Origin of the sequence: Paraliobacillus sp. X-1268 (assembly GCF_003426095.1) — a bacterium.
Classification (GTDB): Bacteria; Bacillota; Bacilli; order Bacillales; family Amphibacillaceae; genus Paraliobacillus_A; species Paraliobacillus_A zengyii.
In genome coordinates, this window is sequence record NZ_QJSK01000001.1 from 610,418 (window position 1) to 630,726 (window position 20,309).

The 20,309-nt window shown below is 35.0% G+C and carries 21 protein-coding genes; 7 read left to right on the top strand and 14 right to left on the bottom strand.

Annotated elements, in window-relative coordinates:
* Positions 1 to 7 precede the first annotated feature (7 nt).
* The 4 genes from D2K62_RS03115 to D2K62_RS03130 all read right to left on the bottom strand — a co-directional run bounded on the left by D2K62_RS03115 (position 8) and on the right by D2K62_RS03130 (position 3,190).
* Entirely contained in the window at positions 8 to 463 is a 456-nt protein-coding gene (locus D2K62_RS03115) for a DUF420 domain-containing protein (RefSeq protein WP_112180731.1), read from the bottom strand.
* Between the two features lie 35 nt (positions 464 to 498).
* The gene (gene cyoE / locus D2K62_RS03120; protein ID WP_112180730.1) at positions 499 to 1,431 is read right to left on the bottom strand and encodes a heme o synthase; all 933 of its coding nucleotides are present in this window, start codon (positions 1,429 to 1,431) and stop codon (positions 499 to 501) included.
* A 202-nt stretch (positions 1,432 to 1,633) separates the two neighbouring features.
* The gene (gene ftsW / locus D2K62_RS03125; protein ID WP_112180729.1) at positions 1,634 to 2,818 is read right to left on the bottom strand and encodes a putative lipid II flippase FtsW; all 1,185 of its coding nucleotides are present in this window, start codon (positions 2,816 to 2,818) and stop codon (positions 1,634 to 1,636) included.
* An 87-nt stretch (positions 2,819 to 2,905) separates the two neighbouring features.
* Positions 2,906 to 3,190 (bottom strand): Fpa/YlaN family protein, encoded by a 285-nt coding sequence (locus D2K62_RS03130; protein ID WP_112180728.1) that lies wholly within the window; start codon positions 3,188 to 3,190, stop codon positions 2,906 to 2,908.
* 226 nt (positions 3,191 to 3,416) lie between these two features.
* On the opposite strand from D2K62_RS03130, the gene D2K62_RS03135 reads away from it, so the two are divergent.
* Entirely contained in the window at positions 3,417 to 4,019 is a 603-nt protein-coding gene (locus D2K62_RS03135) for a YhcN/YlaJ family sporulation lipoprotein (RefSeq protein ID WP_232827952.1), read from the top strand.
* Between the two features lie 10 nt (positions 4,020 to 4,029).
* On the opposite strand, the gene D2K62_RS03140 is transcribed toward D2K62_RS03135, so the two are convergent.
* Entirely contained in the window at positions 4,030 to 4,254 is a 225-nt protein-coding gene (locus D2K62_RS03140) for a hypothetical protein (protein WP_112180727.1), read from the bottom strand.
* 202 nt (positions 4,255 to 4,456) lie between these two features.
* On the opposite strand from D2K62_RS03140, the gene D2K62_RS03145 reads away from it, so the two are divergent.
* On the top strand, positions 4,457 to 4,663 hold the full coding sequence (locus D2K62_RS03145; RefSeq protein ID WP_117160894.1) for a YlaI family protein: 207 nt from the start codon (positions 4,457 to 4,459) through the stop codon (positions 4,661 to 4,663).
* Positions 4,664 to 4,691: 28 nt separating this feature from the next.
* Here D2K62_RS03145 and D2K62_RS03150 read toward each other — a convergent pair whose 3' ends face one another.
* The gene (locus tag D2K62_RS03150) at positions 4,692 to 5,495 is read right to left on the bottom strand and encodes an inositol monophosphatase family protein (RefSeq protein WP_117160895.1); all 804 of its coding nucleotides are present in this window, start codon (positions 5,493 to 5,495) and stop codon (positions 4,692 to 4,694) included.
* A 145-nt stretch (positions 5,496 to 5,640) separates the two neighbouring features.
* Here D2K62_RS03150 and D2K62_RS03155 point away from each other — a divergent pair, with 145 nt between their 5' ends.
* Positions 5,641 to 6,258 (top strand): YktB family protein, encoded by a 618-nt coding sequence (locus tag D2K62_RS03155; RefSeq protein ID WP_112180724.1) that lies wholly within the window; start codon positions 5,641 to 5,643, stop codon positions 6,256 to 6,258.
* A gap of 59 nt (positions 6,259 to 6,317) precedes the next feature.
* On the opposite strand, the gene D2K62_RS03160 is transcribed toward D2K62_RS03155, so the two are convergent.
* On the bottom strand, positions 6,318 to 6,587 hold the full coding sequence (locus D2K62_RS03160) for a UPF0223 family protein (protein ID WP_112180723.1): 270 nt from the start codon (positions 6,585 to 6,587) through the stop codon (positions 6,318 to 6,320).
* Positions 6,588 to 6,709: 122 nt separating this feature from the next.
* On the opposite strand from D2K62_RS03160, the gene D2K62_RS03165 reads away from it, so the two are divergent.
* Positions 6,710 to 8,182, top strand: coding sequence for an aminotransferase class I/II-fold pyridoxal phosphate-dependent enzyme (locus D2K62_RS03165; protein WP_112180722.1), 1,473 nt, complete (start codon positions 6,710 to 6,712; stop codon positions 8,180 to 8,182).
* Between the two features lie 670 nt (positions 8,183 to 8,852).
* Here the strand turns inward: D2K62_RS03165 and D2K62_RS03170 are convergent.
* From D2K62_RS03170 to D2K62_RS03195, 6 genes are all read right to left on the bottom strand, one after another.
* Positions 8,853 to 9,734 (bottom strand): polysaccharide deacetylase family protein, encoded by an 882-nt coding sequence (locus D2K62_RS03170; protein ID WP_112180721.1) that lies wholly within the window; start codon positions 9,732 to 9,734, stop codon positions 8,853 to 8,855.
* A 163-nt stretch (positions 9,735 to 9,897) separates the two neighbouring features.
* Positions 9,898 to 11,307 (bottom strand): dihydrolipoyl dehydrogenase, encoded by a 1,410-nt coding sequence (gene lpdA / locus D2K62_RS03175; protein ID WP_112180720.1) that lies wholly within the window; start codon positions 11,305 to 11,307, stop codon positions 9,898 to 9,900.
* A gap of 3 nt (positions 11,308 to 11,310) precedes the next feature.
* Positions 11,311 to 12,924, bottom strand: a complete 1,614-nt coding sequence (locus D2K62_RS03180; protein WP_117160896.1) for a dihydrolipoyllysine-residue acetyltransferase — start codon at positions 12,922 to 12,924, stop codon at positions 11,311 to 11,313.
* A 27-nt stretch (positions 12,925 to 12,951) separates the two neighbouring features.
* Positions 12,952 to 13,929, bottom strand: coding sequence for an alpha-ketoacid dehydrogenase subunit beta (locus tag D2K62_RS03185; RefSeq protein WP_112180718.1), 978 nt, complete (start codon positions 13,927 to 13,929; stop codon positions 12,952 to 12,954).
* 3 nt (positions 13,930 to 13,932) lie between these two features.
* Positions 13,933 to 15,015 carry a pyruvate dehydrogenase (acetyl-transferring) E1 component subunit alpha gene (gene pdhA / locus D2K62_RS03190; RefSeq protein ID WP_112180717.1) on the bottom strand — a complete coding sequence of 361 codons (1,083 nt, stop codon included), beginning with the start codon at positions 15,013 to 15,015 and terminating at the stop codon, positions 13,933 to 13,935.
* A gap of 407 nt (positions 15,016 to 15,422) precedes the next feature.
* A complete protein-coding gene (locus D2K62_RS03195; RefSeq protein ID WP_117160897.1) occupies positions 15,423 to 16,073 on the bottom strand; it encodes a YkyA family protein in 651 nt (216 codons plus the stop codon).
* A 198-nt stretch (positions 16,074 to 16,271) separates the two neighbouring features.
* On the opposite strand from D2K62_RS03195, the gene def reads away from it, so the two are divergent.
* From def to rnjA, 3 genes are all read left to right on the top strand, one after another.
* The gene (gene def / locus D2K62_RS03200) at positions 16,272 to 16,829 is read left to right on the top strand and encodes a peptide deformylase (RefSeq protein ID WP_117160898.1); all 558 of its coding nucleotides are present in this window, start codon (positions 16,272 to 16,274) and stop codon (positions 16,827 to 16,829) included.
* 418 nt (positions 16,830 to 17,247) lie between these two features.
* Positions 17,248 to 17,457 (top strand): DNA-dependent RNA polymerase subunit epsilon, encoded by a 210-nt coding sequence (locus tag D2K62_RS03205; RefSeq protein ID WP_112180714.1) that lies wholly within the window; start codon positions 17,248 to 17,250, stop codon positions 17,455 to 17,457.
* A gap of 3 nt (positions 17,458 to 17,460) precedes the next feature.
* A complete protein-coding gene (rnjA, locus tag D2K62_RS03210) occupies positions 17,461 to 19,128 on the top strand; it encodes a ribonuclease J1 (protein WP_112180713.1) in 1,668 nt (555 codons plus the stop codon).
* 70 nt (positions 19,129 to 19,198) lie between these two features.
* Here rnjA and D2K62_RS03215 read toward each other — a convergent pair whose 3' ends face one another.
* Positions 19,199 to 19,873 carry a potassium channel family protein gene (locus tag D2K62_RS03215; protein ID WP_112180712.1) on the bottom strand — a complete coding sequence of 225 codons (675 nt, stop codon included), beginning with the start codon at positions 19,871 to 19,873 and terminating at the stop codon, positions 19,199 to 19,201.
* Positions 19,874 to 20,309 lie beyond the last annotated feature (436 nt).

The following is a 20,309-nucleotide window of genomic DNA, read 5'->3' on the forward strand; positions in this document are numbered from 1 at the left end:
TTATTGATTAAAATCCAAGTATTGCTTTAATCATACTAGTTGTCTCGCCACTCTCATAAAATACGTATAAGAGTGCATACACTATAGTACCAGTTATAGCTACAAAGAACCAAATAATACTCGTTATTGGTCCCAACTTACGATGTTTTATAATATTCCGTTTAAAAGCAAGGGTAAGTGTTACAATTCCAAAAACCGCACCTGTTGTTGCTAAAATAATATGAAAAACCAAATATATCGTATAATAAATCTTCAGATCATCAGGACCACCAAAACTAGTGTTGCCTACAAAAACTGTTCGAGATGCATAGATAATAAAAAATAATAATGCACTTATAGCCGCACTTATCATCGTGTATTTATGTGCCTTGTATTTCTTCTTAACGATTAAGAGCCAGCCAATTGCAACAAGTATTGCACTTAAAATAATAAAAGCTGTGCTTAGTGTAGGTAAAAATGGCATGCAACGATTTCCTCTCTTCTTGCTTTACTTTTCTCTTATATAACAGATGGTAGCGTTAAAACCACCATACTAATGCATAGAATCATTAAATAAAATAGAGAATAAACAAATAAGCGATTCGCCCATTTTAAATCATCCATCTTTTTAAATCCATTTAATGCTAATGTAAGCCAAATAATATTTAACACACTAGCCAAAATTATAAATACTGTACCAAGTTCACTGAGAAGGAATGGAAGAGGTAGTAAACAAATAATATACATAATAATCTGCCGTTTAGTAACCTTAAATCCATAAATGACAGGTAACATTGGAATATTAGCCGCCCTATATTCTTCCGTTTTTTTCATTGCTAGCGCTAGGAAGTGCGGTGTCTGCCAAACAAACATAATACCGAATAATGCCCAGGCAGCTAAAGAAAGGTTTGGATCTACAGCCGCCCAACCTATTAACGGAGGAACAGCGCCAGAAAGACTACCTATTGCTGTGTTTAATGTATATCTTCTTTTAGACCACATTGTATATAAGACAACATAAGCGAACCAACCGAATGCAGCTACTAATGCTGCTTGCCACGTAATAAATAACAAAACAACAATACCCATGATTGATAGCCCTATACCTAAAGCTAATATAACAGATAATGGGATCGTTCCAGTTACTGTTGGGCGTTTTTTCGTACGCGACATCACTGGATCAATATCACGGTCATAATAATTATTTAACACACAGCCTCCACCAATAACCAAAGCAGTGCCTATTAACATCAATGCTAATGATAACCAGTGTGTATGCACTTGCATATTGTTATAGTATAATGCAACCCAAAAGCCTGCAAAAGCTGTCATGACATTCGATTGAATAATTCCTGTTTTTAACAATGCCTTTAAATCGGATGCGATACTTTTTTTTCCACTTTCAGCAGTATTCGTTAACATCTTACGTGATGGTGTTTCTGCCTTATCCATTGTATTTCACATCCCTTTTGTCACTCAAAAATTTATAAGTAATCAATTTTCTGTTTTTAAATAAATATACATTCTATCTTCATACGTTATTATTTTTAGCAAAGAAAAGCTAAATTTGCAAGGTTTTTATACATTTTGGCACAAAAAGTTCACAAATTAAAAGCCCCAGCTTTTTACTAGTTGGGACTTTCATAATTAATACTTAACTATTATACGCACGAACAGGGCGTATTCTCCTATCCTTTGTTTCTTGTTGATCATTAATGTGTCCTGAGGCAGAATCAGATAATGATTTTTTTACGTGACGTGCGACATTATTTAAGATACCCATTGAGATCATTAATACTAATAAAGATGATCCTCCATAACTAACAAATGGTAATGTTACTCCTGTAATTGGCAACAGTCCACTTATTGCACCTAAATTAATAAATGCTTGGATCCCAACCATGGAGGAAATTCCAATAGCTAATAAGGAACCAAAACTATCTTGACAAATTTTTGCGATAAATAAACCTCTTAAGACAATAATAGCTAACAAACCGATTACAATAATAACACCTATAAAACCAAGTTCTTCTGCTATTACAGCCATAATAAAATCATTATATCCTTCTGTTAAATAACCAAGTTTCTGTACGCTTTGTCCTAAACCTAACCCGTCCAATCCACCTGTTCCAATTGCAATATACGATTGGATCAGCTGATAACCACCATCTTCAGGGTTAGTAAAAGGTTGGTATGCACCTGTAAATCTTGAAAGACGCTCAGTAGTCAACATATCAGAACCTACAAAGACAATAAAGACTGCACCAAACACAAATAATAAGGATAGATGTCTAAGTTTAATTCCTGCACTAAAGATAACAGAACAAGCGATTAAAAAAATAATTGCTGCTGTTCCTATATCTGGTTGAAAAAAAATCAAGCCTAATAAAATACCAGTCATCACAAGTGGAGGCAACACACCTGCAGTGAAATTATTTAGATAACTTTGTTTTTTAGCATATACAGAAGCTAAATACATAATTAATCCTAATTTCACAAATTCAGCAGGTTGTACTGAAAATGGACCAATATAAAGCCATGATCGTGCTCCTTTCACCGGATCTTCAAAAAGAACCACTACTAACATTAAAATTAGACCTATTATAATGAATTTCATTACCTTTTGATAATGACGATAGTTAAAAAAACTACAGAAAATGAAAAAAACTAAACCGATAATAAACCATTGCAACTGTTTGAGCATATAATAACTAGGTGCCTTACCGTCCATTACTGCAATAACCATACTTGAACTATATATCATTATAATACCAAAAATAGCGAGAATTAATGGCGTAAAAGCTAGTGTAAAGTCAAACATTTTCCATTTTTGCTTCATTACCTTACTCCTTCACCAAAAATATGTGTTAAAAAGTAAAAAAACCTTGCCATTGGCAAAGGCTTTATCTAAGACAGAGAGACACAACTACATCGATTGTTGTGCAGCTTCGTGTAACAAATTCAATTGTCTTTCTAAACTTTCCAAAAGTTGTTTACCTTCTTCTTCTGAGATTAAGTTTAAACGAACCGCAAAATCAATCTCTCTCGAAAGGCCAAACATATGTGTGTCTAACACTTCCTCGTATAGTGGACATTGAGGCATTGTTAAATTATCCATTTGAACTCTTATAAGCTTCAGGATTTTATCTGCGTCTTCTTGTAAAAGTACATAGGCTTTTTCTGCTTTACTTACGATTACTTCAGGTATCACTCAATCCCCTCCGTTAAAGAACTTCTTTCATTTATATTAGCGTTAATAATCCTAAAAAGCAAGATGATTCCGACGATTTACATAGAATTTTTTGTATATAAATATGTTGCGTATCTTCTCAAAGCTAAATTAATAATCGTTAAACTGTATAACTTTCTATTTTTAACGAAAAATAAGCACAAGAAAATGTACAAACATATCACAAATTATAAGGAGGAAGATATATTTGATAAAATATACGATGATCTTTTTATCCATATTTTTTATCCTTGCAGGTTGTCAGGGGCAAGAAGAAGAAGAGAATTTAGCTAATCAAGGAAACGAGGATCATGTCCTACATGTAAAAGATTCTGAAGTATCACAAAATGAGGATGGATCAAATCAAGAAATCGCAAAACATTTAGCAAATTTAGCAAATAATGTACCTGATGTTAATGAAGCAACGGCAATTATTGCTGGTCCTTATGCGGTAGTTGGAATAGACGTAGATAAAGAAATAGATCGGACAAGAGTTGGATCTATCAAATACGCTGTTACAGAAGCATTACATGACGATCCTTATGGAAAGACTGCAATGGTTATTGCGGATGCAGATGCTACAGAACGAATTAAAGCCATGGCCCGTAGTGTACAGTCTGGTGATCCAGTAAGTGGAGTTATGGAAGAATTATCTGCCATTGTAGGCCGATATATGCCAGAGTTACCACCTGAAAACACAAATCAAGGTGAAAAAGACTCTAATAAACAGTCAATTCCAGAAAATGAAGAAAAAGAATTAGAAGATATTCAAGAAGAACAATCAAATAACCATCTTAATCAAGAAGAATAGACAAATTTGTCTATTCTTCTTGTAAGTTATTATAGTATTTCACGCCAAATTGCGAACCCTCATCAACCATATTTGCATTTTCTGGGTTATCTGTCTCTGGTTCTCCTGCTTCTTCAATTGGAAAAAAAGCTGCTTCTTTTTCCATATTTGACTCCAGTACTCTTCGTATTCTTTTATTTGTCATAAAGTAAGTCGCTAATAGACCAACAATACTATATACTATTGTTTTCTTCATTAATAACCAACCCTTCTTTTATACACTATCTATACAATTTTACCCTTTATTTCAAAATCTCAAACAAAGGTATAATAAAGATTTTGTTACATAAAAACTTATTATATAAGTAAAACTGTGATAAACTATTAATTAAGGGTTAATCCCATATGATTTAAGTAAATAAGCAAATACGATATATATTTAATAGAGGTGTGGTAAGATGCAAGTTAAATGTCCAATATGTGATTCAATTGATACGATCGATCCTGACTCTCCTCTAGCAAAACGATTAAGAAACCGTCGGAAACATTTATATTTATGTCCAAGCTGTTCCGATCGCATTGGAGAAAAAACAAAAAAAAGACTTGCAACAGGAAAGTTCAAGTTTTATCAAGAACGTAAACAAGAAGATCCCTTCCTCCAGTAATAGGAGATAATGGGATCTTCTTTTTTCGCTATTTTAGTTCTATGTAATTGTCTATAATCTCCTTAGCTATTTGGAAGTTCCCTGAGAAAACAGTATTTTCTGTTAGGAAATTTAAAGCTTTACCATTAGCCTGCGATGTTGTACCACCAACTTCTTCGATTAAAATAACACCAGCTGCAAAATCCCAAGGATATAACTTCATGGAAATGTATCCATCTAGTACGCCTTCAGCAATTCCAGCAAATTCTAGAGCTGCTGATCCATATGAACGTGTTCCTCTGACTTTTCTAACAAGATCTTGAATTTTTTCGTGGTTAATTCGTTTATTTTCTCCACTCCATAAACTATTAATTAACAAAATACTTTGATCTAACGTCACCTTTTCATCTAGTTTCGGTAACTTTACGGTATCCTTAAATGCACCTTGTCCTTTTTTTGCATGATATAGAATATCTTCCATCACATTATAAATAAACGCAATTTCACCAACACCATCTTGGTAGATTCCAACTGAAATAGCGAAATTTCTTTTTTGGTGAACGAAATTCATTGTGCCATCAATGGGATCAATAATCCACACCGTTCCATCCAATGTTTCTAAATTATCACCAAAACCTTCTTCTGACAGTAATTTATGTGCCGGGAAAGTGCCTTTAATCTTTTTCGCAAAATATTCTTCCGTATTTCGATCCATTTGTGTTACAAGGTCATTTGGATTTGACTTTGTATCAATGGTTAATGGTTCGTCAATTACATTTCGAATATGCTCACCGGCTTCTAGTACCCATTCTTTTGCAAACTGATATATTTGATCTCTATTCGTAATATCCATATTTTTAGCCTCCATTTCAAGAGTTGCTTTTCGTTTATAGTAGCAGAAAATTGATATGTATGCATCTTTCCAACGTAAATAATGCAAGATCATGTTGGTTTATGGTAAAATAGAAGCTATTAAAGAAGTAGAAAGGTGAATAACTATGACGTTTAATGGATTTGAACAAAAAGACTTTGACACATTCCAAATTGATGGTTTAGAAAATAGAATGGAGGCCATCCAACAACGGATTCAACCAAAATTCGAAATTATAGGAACAGAATTAGCTACACATTTATCTGCTACGTTAGGGAACGAAATGTTCTTACATATTGCAAGACATGCACGTCGTTCTGTTAACCCACCAAATGATACATGGCTAGCTGTTGCACATAGTAAACGCGGTTATAAAATGCTCCCTCATTTTCAAGTTGGCTTGTTTGATGACCATATTTTCATATGGCTCGCGTTCATTTATGAACTACCATATAAAGAAAAGATAGCAAAACAGTTTATAAAACAATTGGATGAATTACAAGAGCTCCCTAAGGATTTCGTTGTCTCACTTGATCATATGAAAAAGGATGCTTTTTCGATCAAGGAATTAACTGAAACCAATCTAGAACGGTTTCGTGATGTAAAAAAAGCTGAGTTTTTAGTTGGCCGTCATATTTCCCCTACAGAAGCTATTGATATGAATGGCAAGGAGCTAATCGACCATATAAAAGAAACAATTGATACATTAATACCTTTTTATCGCTCCAGTTTAGACACGATTTAAGGTCTACATGTTATTACTGTTTTTGTATAACCTAGGCTATACAAAAACAGTAATTTTATTTACATTTTAACGCGTTCACCTTTTTTTGCGGATTTAGCTTGCTTGATTGCACGATAAATTGAGTAACCTGTATCCTTTTCAAATTTTTTATCAATTTGTTTTTCTTCGCTCATAGATGGAACTATTTGTTTAAACTTTGTATAAGCTAACATAATGTCCTCACGTTTAACACCATCTTCATGTGCTTTCTCAACAATTGATATAAAGTTTACGACATCGATTACATCTGTTGTACTCCATGATGGATCTATTGGATAACTATATGACATATTATAACCGTCCTTTCTTCTATGCATAGTGAATCGCTAACTAGTAATTCACATTTTAATTTGCTATAATTCATTTGTTTTCTATCACTATCATTTATATTTTACAAAGAGAGGTAGCCTTTATGCAAGCACAACATGAAACACCTTTATTTACAGGATTAAAAAAACATGCTGAAAATAATCCTATTCCATTTCACATACCAGGTCATAAAAAGGGAGTAGGAATGGATCCAACTTTTCGATCCTTTATAGGAGAAAATGCACTATCAATCGACTTAATAAATATCGAACCATTAGATGACTTGCACCACCCACAAGGAATGATTAAACAAGCACAAGATTTAGCTGCACAAGCATTTGGTGCCGATTATACTTTCTTCTCTGTACAAGGGACAAGTGGAGCAATTATGGCTATGGTTCTAAGCGTCTGTGGCCCTGGTGATAAAATTATTGTACCACGTAACATTCACAAATCCGTAACAACTGCACTTATTTTCGCTGGTGCTATTCCAATCTTTGTTCATCCAGAGTTAGATAATAAACTTGGAATTGCCCATGGGATTACACCTGAATCTGTAAATAGAGCACTCGAAGCACATCCAGATGCTAAAGGGGTTTTTGTGATTAACCCGACTTATTTTGGGATTGCAGCTGATTTACAACGTATTGTTGAAATCGCCCACAGTCATAAGATACCCGTACTAGTTGATGAAGCGCACGGCGTGCATATTCATTTTCACGATGAGTTACCACTCTCTGCGATGCAAGCTGGTGCAGATTTAGCTGCAACGAGTGTTCATAAACTTGGTGGCTCCCTAACCCAAAGTTCTGTTCTGAATTTAAAAGAGGGATTAGTTTCACATTCTCGTGTACAAAGTGTTTTATCGATGTTAACAACAACATCAACATCCTATATATTACTTGCTTCACTTGATGTTGCCCGTAAACAATTAGCTATCAATGGGAAACAATTATTAGATGAAACATTACTACTAGCAGAAACAACTCGAAAAGAGATAAATAAAATTCCACACCTTTTGTGTGCTGGTAAAGAAATGTTAGGTAGTGAAGCAACATTTGGTTATGATCCAACGAAATTAATTATTTCTGTAAAACAACTTGGTATTACAGGTTATGATGTTGAGGTATGGTTACGAAAACAGTATAATATCGAAGTTGAATTATCTGATATGTACAATATACTTTGCATCATTACACCTGGTGATTCGAGTAAAGAAACAAGTTTATTAGTACAGGCATTGCAGCATCTAGAAAAATCGCATCAAAAGTCGTCTACAGACAATCTAATAGATGTTACCATTCCTGCCATTCCCCTGTTAAGTATAACGCCACGTGATGCGTTTTATGCTGAATCAGAGACTGTTCCATTAGAAGCAGCTGCTGGAAGAACTAGTGCGGAATCCATTATGGTTTATCCACCTGGCATTCCTATCTTTATTCCAGGAGAGATTATTACCGAAGAAAATTTAGAATATATTAAACAAAATTTAGCTGCAGGTTTACCTGTCCAAGGTTTAGAAGATGATACACTTCAAACGATCCATGTAATTAAAGAAATGAAACCAATAACATAAAAACATGCACGTACAACGAAGGAACGCTAATTAATATTAAGAACAGACTGTTTATTACTAAATTTTTATAAACTCTGACGTAACATACCTTGCGTCAAAATTGTCATCAACTGCGACATAATACCCGCTACAGAAGCAAATGGGCTCCCTTTCTGTGGGCACAGCCTCAGCTAACTAGGTAAAGAAAAACACTTTACCTAGTGGATCTTCGGCTTGTGCTGTTCCCACTAGAGTGTCACCCATTTGCTTCTTTCACTGATTAGAGCAACTAATTTCAAAACGTTATAACGTTTTTGACATTGAAGATTGAAAACTGATATATTTTTCACTTACTAATATAGTTGCTGACGTTTTAATTCAGTATGCAATAGGAAACGCTTTACTTATTTATAAACAAAACTAGCGGAGCAATTGAAATGGGTGAGACTCCAGTGGGAACAGCGCGGGCTGAAGATCCACTCGGAAAGCGGTTTTTGCTTATCCGAGTTAGCTGAAGCCGTGCCCACGGAAAGCGATCCCATTTCAATTGTGGAGTGAGTAAGAAATCTACGTCGCAGTTTCTCTCAAGTACGAATATTGAGTAACGATGTTCGCGAAAAGGGTTTTAAAAAACGACGAGCAGATGGATAGATGCCATTTGTTCGTCGTTTTTTATCTAATCTTATAAATTCTAGCTCGCATCCACTTTTTGTATTGCTGCTGGATCTACCATTTCATACCCTTTATCACGGAGACCAGTTACAATCTCTTCTAATGCTGCCGCAGTCCAATCACGATCATGCATTAACAGGTTCGCACCTGGTTTAAGTAATGAATAGGAAATATCGACTTCTGGCCCTTCTCCTGTAATCATCGCGGTTGCTAGTTTATCAGCATCCTGATATGGTGTAAAATAATCATAACCATATGTCCAATTCATCACAACCATGCCCTCTTCTTCCGCAAGCTGTGTCGAGTAATCAGTATTAGCTCCATGTGGTGCACGGAAAAATTGCGGACGTTCACCAATGATCTCTTCAACTAGATCATTTAAGCTGACAATTTCTTCACGTTGTTCTTCTTCACTAACCTCTTTCAAATTTTGATGTGTATACGTATGATTACCGATTGGAAAGCCCATTTCATAAATTTCTTTTAAAACTGCCTTTTCTTCATCCGTATCAAGAAAGTGTCCATTCACAAAAAAGATTGCTTTCGCATCAAGCTTCACTAATGTTTTTGCCATTTCTAATGCATTACCATCTGGTGCATCATCAATAGTTAATAAAACCACATCCTCATTAGCATCATTTAGAGGTTCTACACTCCAAGTATCTGAATTAATTTGATACTCTACTTCAACAGACTCTGGTTCTTCTTCAACTACTTCATCTTCTTCTGTTTCTGTATCTGTTTCTTCTACATCTTCTTCTATTTGTTCTTCTTGATTTTTTTCGTTTGTTTGTGTCTCATCATTACTTTCTTCTTGCGTATTCTCGTCTGTATTTTCATTATTACAGCCGACCAATAAAAGAATTGCTCCAATGAGTAGTACGAATAGCTTATGTTTCATAGTTTCCCTCCTGGTGTCGTATGTATATTTACTATTATACTGGAAAATCTGACAAATATCTTCCTTTTCAAAAGAAATTTCTCATAGTTAATTTTGATTAGCCACCATTGTCATAGAAAAAGCCTATGTTTGGATATCCAAACATAGGCTTTTCATTTAATCTTTATTTTACAATATGGATTGGTGTACCCATAGCTACTTCTGCAGCTTCCATAGTAATTTCTCCAAGTGTTGGATGTGCGTGAATTGTCATAGCTAGATCTTCAGCTGTCATTCCTGCTTCAATCGCTAAACCAAGTTCAGAAATCATGTCACTTGCATTAGCACCCGCGATTTGAGCACCTAATACTAGGCCATCTTCTTTTCTTGTAACAAGTTTAACAAATCCTTCACCACTACCAAGTGATAATGCACGACCATTAGCAGCAAATGGGAATTTAGATCCGATAACATCAAATCCTGCATCTTTTGCACTTTGTTCGTCATATCCTACAGTAGCTAATTCAGGTTCAGAGAATACAACAGCTGGAATACCATTGTAATCGATTTCTGATTTTTCTCCTGCAATTGCTTCTGCTGCAACTTTTCCTTCATAAGAAGCTTTATGAGCTAATGGAGGTCCTGCTACGATATCGCCAATTGCATAGATGTTATCAATGTTCGTACGACATTGTTTATCAATTTTGATTAAACCTCTGTCATCTGTTTCGATTCCAACTTGTTCTAAACCAATTTCAGCAGTATTAGGTTTACGCCCTACTGTTACTAGCACGTAATCTGCTTCCACTGTTTCTTCTTTACCTTTTGCTTCATAGGTAACTTTAACACCGTTATCGGTAACCTCAGCACCTTTAGCCATTGCTTTCGTAACAATTGTAACGTTTTTCTTTTTCAAATGACGCTTAACTAAAGATGACATTTGCTTTTCAAATCCGCCAAGTATCTCGTCAGCACCTTCTAAAATAGTAACTTCTGTACCAAAGTTAGCATAAGCAGTTCCTAATTCAGTACCAACATAACCGCCACCAACGACAACTAGTTTTTTAGGGATTTCTTTTAAGTTTAATGCACCTGTAGAATCAATAACACGTTCTGAAAATTTGAAAGTCGGAATTTCAATTGGTGTTGAACCAGTTGCAATAATACAATTTTTAAATGTGTAACTTTGAGAGTTCTTCTCGTCCATTACTTTTACTGAATTTTTATCAACAAAGTATACTTCACCTTTTATAATTTCAACTTTATTTCCTTTTAATAAACCTTCAACTCCACCAGTAAGTTTATCAACAACGCTTTGTTTCCACTCTTGTACTTTTGAAAAATCAACGGTAACATTCTCGGCTTTAATACCCATTTCATCTGCTCCGTGTGCTTCTTCAAAACGATGGCCAGCTTGGATTAATGCTTTAGATGGGATACACCCAACGTTTAAACAAACCCCTCCAAGTGTACCTTTATCAACGATGGCTACTTTTTGTCCAGTTTGTGCTGCACGAATTGCTGCAACATATCCACCAGGACCAGCGCCAACTACTAGTGTGTCTAAATCAATCGGAAAATCTCCTACTACCATAATTTACGCCTCCATCATAATTAATTGTGGATCGTTTAGTAAACGTTTCACTTGGTTCATTGCCATTTGAGCTGTAGCACCATCAACGATACGGTGATCAAAGCTTAATGATAATGCTATGACTGGTGCAATAACAATTTCACCGTCTTTAACAACTGGTTTTTCAGCAATACGTCCAATACCTAAGATACCTGCTTCTGGGTAGTTAATAACTGGTGTAAACCACTGTCCACCTGCAGAACCAATATTTGATATTGTAGATGATGCACCTTTCATTTCGTCTGGTGAAAGTTTACCATCTTTTGCTTTTTGACCTAATTCATTAATTTCTTGTGAAATTGCAAAGATTGATTTATGGTCAGCGTTTTTAACTACTGGCACAAGTAAACCTTTTTCAGTGTCTGCCGCAATACCGATATTATAGTAATGCTTGTGAATAATTTCTTGTGTATCATCATCAATAGATGCATTCAACATTGGATACATCTTCAATGCAGATACTAATGCTTTTACAACATATGGTAGATACGTTAATTTAATATCTTTTTCAGCTGCAATAGTTTTGAATTTCTTTCTATGTGCAACAAGTTCAGTAACATCAATTTCATCATGTAATGTAACATGAGGAGCTTTGTGTTTAGAATTAACCATTGCTTTTGCAATAGATTTACGAATTGCAGTCATCTTTTCACGCGTTTCAGGGAAGTTACCTTCTGGAACGGTTTGTTTGCTAGCTACAGATGATTTCGCTTTTTTCTCATCTTTGATAACAGTTGAACCTTGATCAGATGATTTCGTTTCCGTAGTAGTTTCTGCTACTTGATCACCATTTAAGAAAGCATCAATATCTTCTTTTAGGATACGATCATTTTTACCAGATCCTGCTACACTAGAAATAGATACGTCATTATCACGAGCATATTTACGAACAGAAGGCATAGCAATTATACGACGGTCTTTATCTACTTCCTTAGAATTAGAGTTAGACTTTGGTGCTTGCTTTTCTGTTTTCTTTTCTTCTTTAGCAGGCTCTTCTGAAGTCGTTTCTCCTTCATATCCAACAGCATCAATCGTAATAATTGTTTGACCTACTGTTGCTACCGTTCCTTCATCAAAGTGTACTTCTTTTACAGTACCTTCTACTGGTGACGGTATTTCAACTACTGCTTTATCATTTTGCACTTCGCAAAGCACATCATCTTCTTTAAGTTCGTCTCCGGCTTTTACAAACCATTTAACAATTTCACCTTCGTGGATGCCCTCACCAATGTCTGGTAATTTAAATTCATATGCACCCTTATCTCCACTTGTAGTAGATTCAGATTGTGTTTCTTTAGTAGCTTCTTCAGCTTCTTCATTTCCACCTTGATCTTCATAACCTTCCGCATCAATGGTGATAATTGTTTGGCCTACTGTTGCTACCGTTCCTTCGTCAAAGTGTACTTCTTTTACAGTACCTTCTACTGGTGATGGTATTTCAACTACTGCTTTATCATTTTGCACTTCGCAAAGTACATCATCTTCTTTAAGTTCGTCTCCGGCTTTTACAAACCATTTAACGATTTCACCTTCATGGATTCCTTCACCAATATCTGGTAATTTAAATTCATATGCCATTCTTGTTACCTCCCATCAGTCTTTATTTTAAAAGTTCATTACTTTGTTTACTTTTTCAACAATATCTTCATAATTTGGCAACCATACTTCTTCAGCTTGCGTAAATGCATAAACTGTATCTGGTGCCGCTACACGTAAAATTGGTGCTTCTAAATGTAAGATTGCACGTTCTTGTATTTCAGTAACGATGTGTGATGCCATACCAGCTTGACGCTGTGCTTCTTGAACAACAACAACACGATTTGTTTTCTTAACTGACTCAATAATTGTTTCCATATCTAAAGGCATAACAGTACGTAGATCAATTACTTCCGCTTGGATGCCGTTTTTCTCTAACTCTTCAGCAGCTTTTAAAGAAGCTTGAACCATTGCTCCATATGCTACTAATGTTACATCTGTACCTTCACGTTTAACATTAGCTTTACCAAGTTCAACAGTATACTCTTCTTCTGGAACCTCTTCACGGAATGAACGATATAGTTTCATATGCTCTAAATATACAACTGGGTCATTGTCGCGAATTGCAGAAATTAATAATCCTTTTGCATCGTATGGATTTGAAGGGATTACTACTTTCATACCTGGTTGTTGTGCAATTAAACCTTCTAACGAATCTGCGTGCAATTCAGGTGTGTGCACACCGCCACCAAATGGTGCGCGAATTGTGATTGGTGCATTCATTGTGTTACCAGTACGATAACGTAAACGAGCCATTTGACCATTAATTGCATCCATTGCTTCATAAACAAAGCCAAAGAATTGAATCTCAGGTACAGGACGGTAACCTTGTGTTGCTAAACCGATTGAAATACCTGCAATTGCAGATTCTGCTAGAGGAGTATCGAATACACGCTCTTCACCGAATTCATCTTGTAGTCCTTCAGTAGCACGGAATACACCGCCGTTTTGACCAACGTCTTCTCCAAATACTAATACGTTTTCATCATTTTTTAATTCTGTGCGCAATGCATCAGTTATTGCTTGAATCATCGTCATTTGAGCCATGATTTACTTCGACTCCTTTGCTTTATATTCTTCCATTTGCTCTTCTAAGTGTGCAGGAAGTTTTTCATACATATTTGAGATTAAGTCTGTTACTTTTTGTTTTGGTTGTTCGTCAGCTTTTTTAATTGCTGCTTTAATTTCTTCTTTTGCTCTTTCAGTTACTTCATTTTCTTGTTCTTCAGACCATAAACCTTTACCTTCTAGGTATTTACGGAAACGAACGATTGGGTCTTTTTTCTCCCATTCCGTATTAAGTTCATCCGTACGGTAACGTGTCGGATCATCACCAGCCATTGTGTGTGCACCATAACGGTATGTTAGAGTTTCAATTAATGTTGGACCTTCACCATTTACTGCTCGTTCACGAGCATCTTTAGTTGCAGCATAAACAGCTAATACGTCCATACCATCTACTTGAATACCTTCAATACCAGCAGCAACAGCTTTCTGAGCTAATGTTTTAGCAGCTGTTTGTTTATCAACAGGTACTGAAATAGCAAAACGGTTATTTTGAACAACAAAGATTGCAGGAGCTTTAAATGCACCAGCAAAGTTCATTCCTTCATAGAAATCACCTTGTGAAGTACCACCATCACCAGTATAAGTAATAGCTATGTTCTTTTTACCACGCTTCTTCATACCCATAGCAACTCCTGCTGCTTGTGTATATTGCGCACCAATAATAATTTGTGGGCTTAACGCGTTTACACCTTCAGGCATTTGGTTACCATGATAATGGCCTCTTGAGAATAAAAATGCTTGATAAAGTGGAAGTCCTTGCCAGATCAATTGCGGTACATCGCGATATGCTGGTAAGATAAAGTCTTCTTGTTCTAAAGCAAACTGCGTTCCTAACTGAGAAGCCTCTTGTCCTGCAGTTGGTGCGTAAAATCCAAGACGTCCTTGACGATTCAAGGCGATTGAACGTTGGTCCAAAATTCTCGTATAAACCATTCTAGTCATTAATTCTTTTAATTCATCATCTGAAAGTTCTGGCATATCTTTCTCATTAACTACTTCGCCTTCTTCATTCAGAATTTGAAACGTTTGAAATTCATTTTCAGCATTTTCAAGTGTACGTTTCAAAGTAATCACCTCTTCCTTTCTATTCCTTCAATTTTTTCTGCACTATTCCTATATAGAGTGTACAGATACTGAACATAATTGTACTTGTTTATACAATACCCTATAGTAACTTTTTTTAATCTAAAATTATTTCTATGTAGAAAACTGTTACATAGCTATTACGTATCATGATTAGTACAATTTAGATTCTTTTATAAGTTTAGCTCATTCTATTACCATGGTCAAACACTTTGATTCGTTTTATTTAATTTTTTTAAACTTAAAAGTATAAAAATAGACAGATTAAGACACTGTAACAGTATTACCGTAAAGTAGCTGTTTCATTTTTTTCGTTTAACTGTATTACTATTTTTTCAATAGAAATTATAAAAACAAAAAAACTTCCCAAAATTGAGAAGTTTTTTTGTTTACTCATATGTTACGTTTAAGTCAGTAGATTCGTAAAATGTCTTCTTACTTTCATTAAACGCATCTGTTGTTTCACTAAACGTATTATTTGCTTCAATTACTTTCTCGTACTGCGCATTTACTTTATCGATTTGCTCTGTTACTGCATCTTCTTCTAGCTCTTCTTGTTTCAATAATTCATATAATGCTTGATCATTCTCTAATGATACAACATATGTATCATGTAAGTTTATGTATGCTTGATATCTTTCTTCCATTATTTCATACATTTCATTAGCGTTTGTTTGGACAGTCTCATCTTCTATGTCAGATATTAACGGTTCAATTTTATCAAACTCTTCCTTACTTGCATCAATACTCTCTTTCTCAGCAACAAGTAATTCTTTTCTTTCTTCAATTGATTGTAATGCTTCATCAGCGAGCGAAATGATTGTTTCCATATCATCCATTCCTAATGTTGTAATTTCTTGATAGATTGCTTGTTCTTGTTCCTCTAGTTCATTTAACGGCTGTTGTTGGGAAACAAATTCGTTCTCTAGTTCCACCGCTTCCTCTAAATGTCCATACATTTCTTCTGTCGTGGATTCACCAGAACATGCTGCTAATAATGAGATACTTACTAAACCTATAAGTAAAACCTTTAATTTCAAAATGCTGCCTCCTTAATCTTGATGCCTTTTATTATATTTTTTGACATTTATGAAAATATTATAACATAACGTTTTACATTTCTTATACTATTTTAGAAAAGTTCTCATATCTTTTGCAAAAATAATATAATATCATTATATTTAATAGTTATGTTACACTATGTAACAGTAAAAACACCGATAAGGAGAGTGAACCAGTTGATTACCATGGATGATATTGTGCGTGAAGGTAATCCTATTTTGGAAGAAGTTGCAAAAGAAGTAGCATTACCGGCAACTGAGCAAGATAGCGCGACACTGCACGAAATGTTAGATTTTCTTAAAAATAGTCAAGATCAAGAGATCGCTAAAAAATATCAATTAAGACCTGGTGTCGGAATAGCCGCACCACAAATTGGTCTATCTAAAAGAATGATTGCCATTCATTTTGAGGATTTTGATGGCAATTTCTATAGTGAGGGTCTATTCAATCCGAAAATTGTTAGTCATTCTGTCGAGAAAACTTTTTTATCAAGCGGTGAAGGTTGTTTGTCCGTCGATCGAGAAGTCCAAGGCTATGTTCCTAGATATGCACGTATCACAGTAAAAGCTATTAACTTAGCCGGCGATCCAATTAAACTGAGATTACGTGGTTATGCCGCTGTTGTCCTACAGCATGAAATTGACCATTTAAATGGCATTATGTTTTATGACTATATTAATGAGAACAACCCTTTCTTAAAACCAGATAATGCAAAAGCCTGTGATGTAGAATAACTTGTTTTTTTAATATATACACACTCCTTTCGTATAAGATTAGCTATTCAAGCAAAAAATAACTACTAATTACACCATTATTTCATAATTTTTGTAATAGTTTAGTACGTTTCTGTTTCCAAACGAGCAATTCCGTACTATACTAGTAATAGAGGGATTGGATCGGTCGGACGTTTATGCTTTTCTTTAACTAATCGAAAGGAGCTGTACAGTCAAATGTTAAAGCGACTGAGAGAAAAGCTTAGAAAACGATGGAAGAAGTTATTAGGTCAAAATCGAGTTCCAAATGCTTTCAAAGAATAACTGTCGGTAAGTAAAGCATTCCAATACATCAGGTACAATGAATTCATTAGGAAAATTGCTATTTAAATATAAGCAATATAAAAATAAAAAAGAAGAAGAATGAAGGAGAGATCGAATGATTTTCAAAGTATTATATCAAGAAATTCACAATGAAATTCCTGTAAGGGAAAGAACGACAAGTCTCTATTATGAAGCAGAATCTGAGAGACAAGTAAGAGAAGAGTTAGCGACTCGCAAAATTAATATCGAATTTATCCAGCCATTAAACGGTGCTCATTTAGAATATGAAAAACTTTCTGAGCATTTCGAAGTGGAGAATAGATAAATTATGAAATTCGTAAAAAATGATCAATCAGCAGTCTTTTCACTAGGTGGACTTGGTGAAATCGGTAAAAACACATACGGCATTCAGTTTCAGGATGAAATAATATTAATCGACGCTGGAATTAAGTTTCCTGAAGATGAATTGCTAGGAATTGACTATGTCATTCCTGATTACACTTACCTCGTGCAAAATCAAGATAAAATTAAGGGCTTATTCGTTACGCATGGTCACGAAGACCACATCGGAGGAATCCCTTACTTATTAAGAGAAATTAACATACCAATTTATGCTGGTAAACTTGCACTAGGGTTAATTAAAAATAAATTAGATGAACATGGTCTTTTAAGAAATGCAAAGCTTCATGCATTTGAAGAAGACGATATAATCAAATTCAGAAAAACATCTGTAACATTTTTCAGAACAACGCATAGTATACCTGATTCTTATGGAATTGTAGTAAAAACACCACCAGGTAATATTGTACACACTGGTGACTTTAAATTTGATTTTACACCTGTTGGGGAACCTGCAAACATAGCTAAAATGGCTGAGGTTGGTAAAGAAGGCGTACTTTGCTTATTGTCTGACAGTACAAATAGTGAAGTTCCTGGATTTACAATGTCTGAACGAGTAGTTGGAGATAGTATTAATGATATCTTTACTCGTGTTGACGGTCGCATCATATTTGCTACATTTGCATCAAATATATACAGACTACAGCAAATGATTGAAGGTGCTGTAAAACACAATCGTAAAGTAGCTATCTTCGGAAGAAGTATGGAATCATCGATAGCAATTGGCAGAGAACTTGGTTATATAAATGCACCTGATGAAGCATTTATTGAATCACATCAAATTAATCGATTACCTGCCAATGAAGTGACTATTCTTTGTACAGGCTCACAAGGTGAACCAATGGCAGCTCTTTCAAGAATCGCTAAAGGAACACACCGACAAATCCAGACAATTCCTGGTGATACAGTCGTATTTTCTTCTTCTCCAATCCCTGGAAATACGGTTAGTATCAATAGAATGATTAATATGCTTTCACACGCTGGAGCAGATGTTATCCATGGTCCATTGAATGATATTCATACATCCGGACATGGTGGACAGGAAGAACAAAAGCTAATGCTAAGATTATTACGTCCTAAGTTTTTCATGCCTATTCACGGTGAATATCGTATGTTAAAGGAACACGCAAAACATGCAGTTGCATGTGATGTTGAACCAAATAACTGTTTTATTATGGACATTGGTGATGTTTTAGCACTAGGTAAAGAAAAAGCTGCAGTTGCAGGTAAGATTCCTTCTGGTTCTGTTTATGTTGATGGAAGCGGTATTGGTGATATTGGTAATATAGTATTACGTGATCGCCGAATTCTTTCAGAAGAAGGTCTTGTAATTGTTGTAGTTAGTATCAATATGAAGGAATTTAAAATTGCTTCTGGACCTGACATTATTTCAAGAGGTTTTGTCTATATGAGAGAGTCAGAAGACTTAATCAATGAGGCACAAAAAATTGTTTCTACTCACCTAGATAAAGTGATGGAAAGAAAAACGACACAATGGTCAGAAATCAAAAATGAAATAACAGATACAATCGCACCATTCTTATTTGAAAAAACCAAACGTCGTCCAATGATTCTACCAATTATTATGGAAGTATAATAAAAGTAGCGTTAAACGATAAGAAAACAAAGAAAAAAACCGTCTATGCACGGTTTTTTTCTTTGTTTATTTATTCATCATCAACTACTAAGTGTTTTTCAAAACGAGATATGTCTTTATCTGCCCCTATTACTATTAAGATATCTCCATTCTCAATAATTTCCGATGCCATTGGCGAGACATTGATATCATTCGTCTTTTCTTGCTTAATTGCGACAATATTGCACCCATAATTAGCTCGTACATCTAACTCTACTAAAGTTTTACCGATCATCTTTGTACCAGCCTTTACCTCGACAATGCTATGATCATCTGATAATTCTAAATGGTCCAAGATGTTGTTAGAGATAATACTATGCGCAATTCTCTTTCCCATATCTCTTTCGGGGTGAACAACTTGATCCGCACCAATTTTCTTTAGTACTTTTTCATGGTAATCATTTTGTGCTTTTACCGTTATTTTTTTTATACCTAATTCTTTTAGCATTAACGTTGTTAAGATGCTCGCTTGAATATTATCTCCTATTGCCACAATTACATGATCAATATTGCGAACGCCTAATTCTTTTAACACTTTTTCATCAGTTGAATCAGCGATTACTGCGTGTGACGCAATATCTTTAAATTCATTCACTTTATCTTCTTGGGTATCAATTGCTAATACGTCCATGCCTTCTTCACTTAATTCTCGACATATACTACCGCCAAAACGGCCTAACCCTATAACTGCAAACTCTCTTTTCATGACTTTTCCTCCTCGTACACCTTACTGAGCATAGTTTATCATATTTATAAGAGATAAAGCGTATCATTTTTAAAAAATAGCTTATTTCTAAAAGATTTGTTGCTATTAACAATATCTTATATATTGAAACCTAACGTGCTTAACGATAAGGTATTACTCTACATTAACAGCCCGAAATCATTATTTAAGTCTCGGTAAACTTGAGAAATCTTGCAATACAAAGTTGAAGTTGACTTTCGTACTCTAATCTCGTAATCATCACGGCGATTCATCTGACGCACTTGATATAAACTGCGACGGTGATTCTTTACCTGACTCATCACGTTAGCAAATAGTTTCGATGAGACAATTAATAGCAATCGTCAGTGTTTTCTTACCCGCTTCGTCAGCAAATGGATTCCTTCGCTTGATAGGTGTTAAGAGTAATACCTCGTCT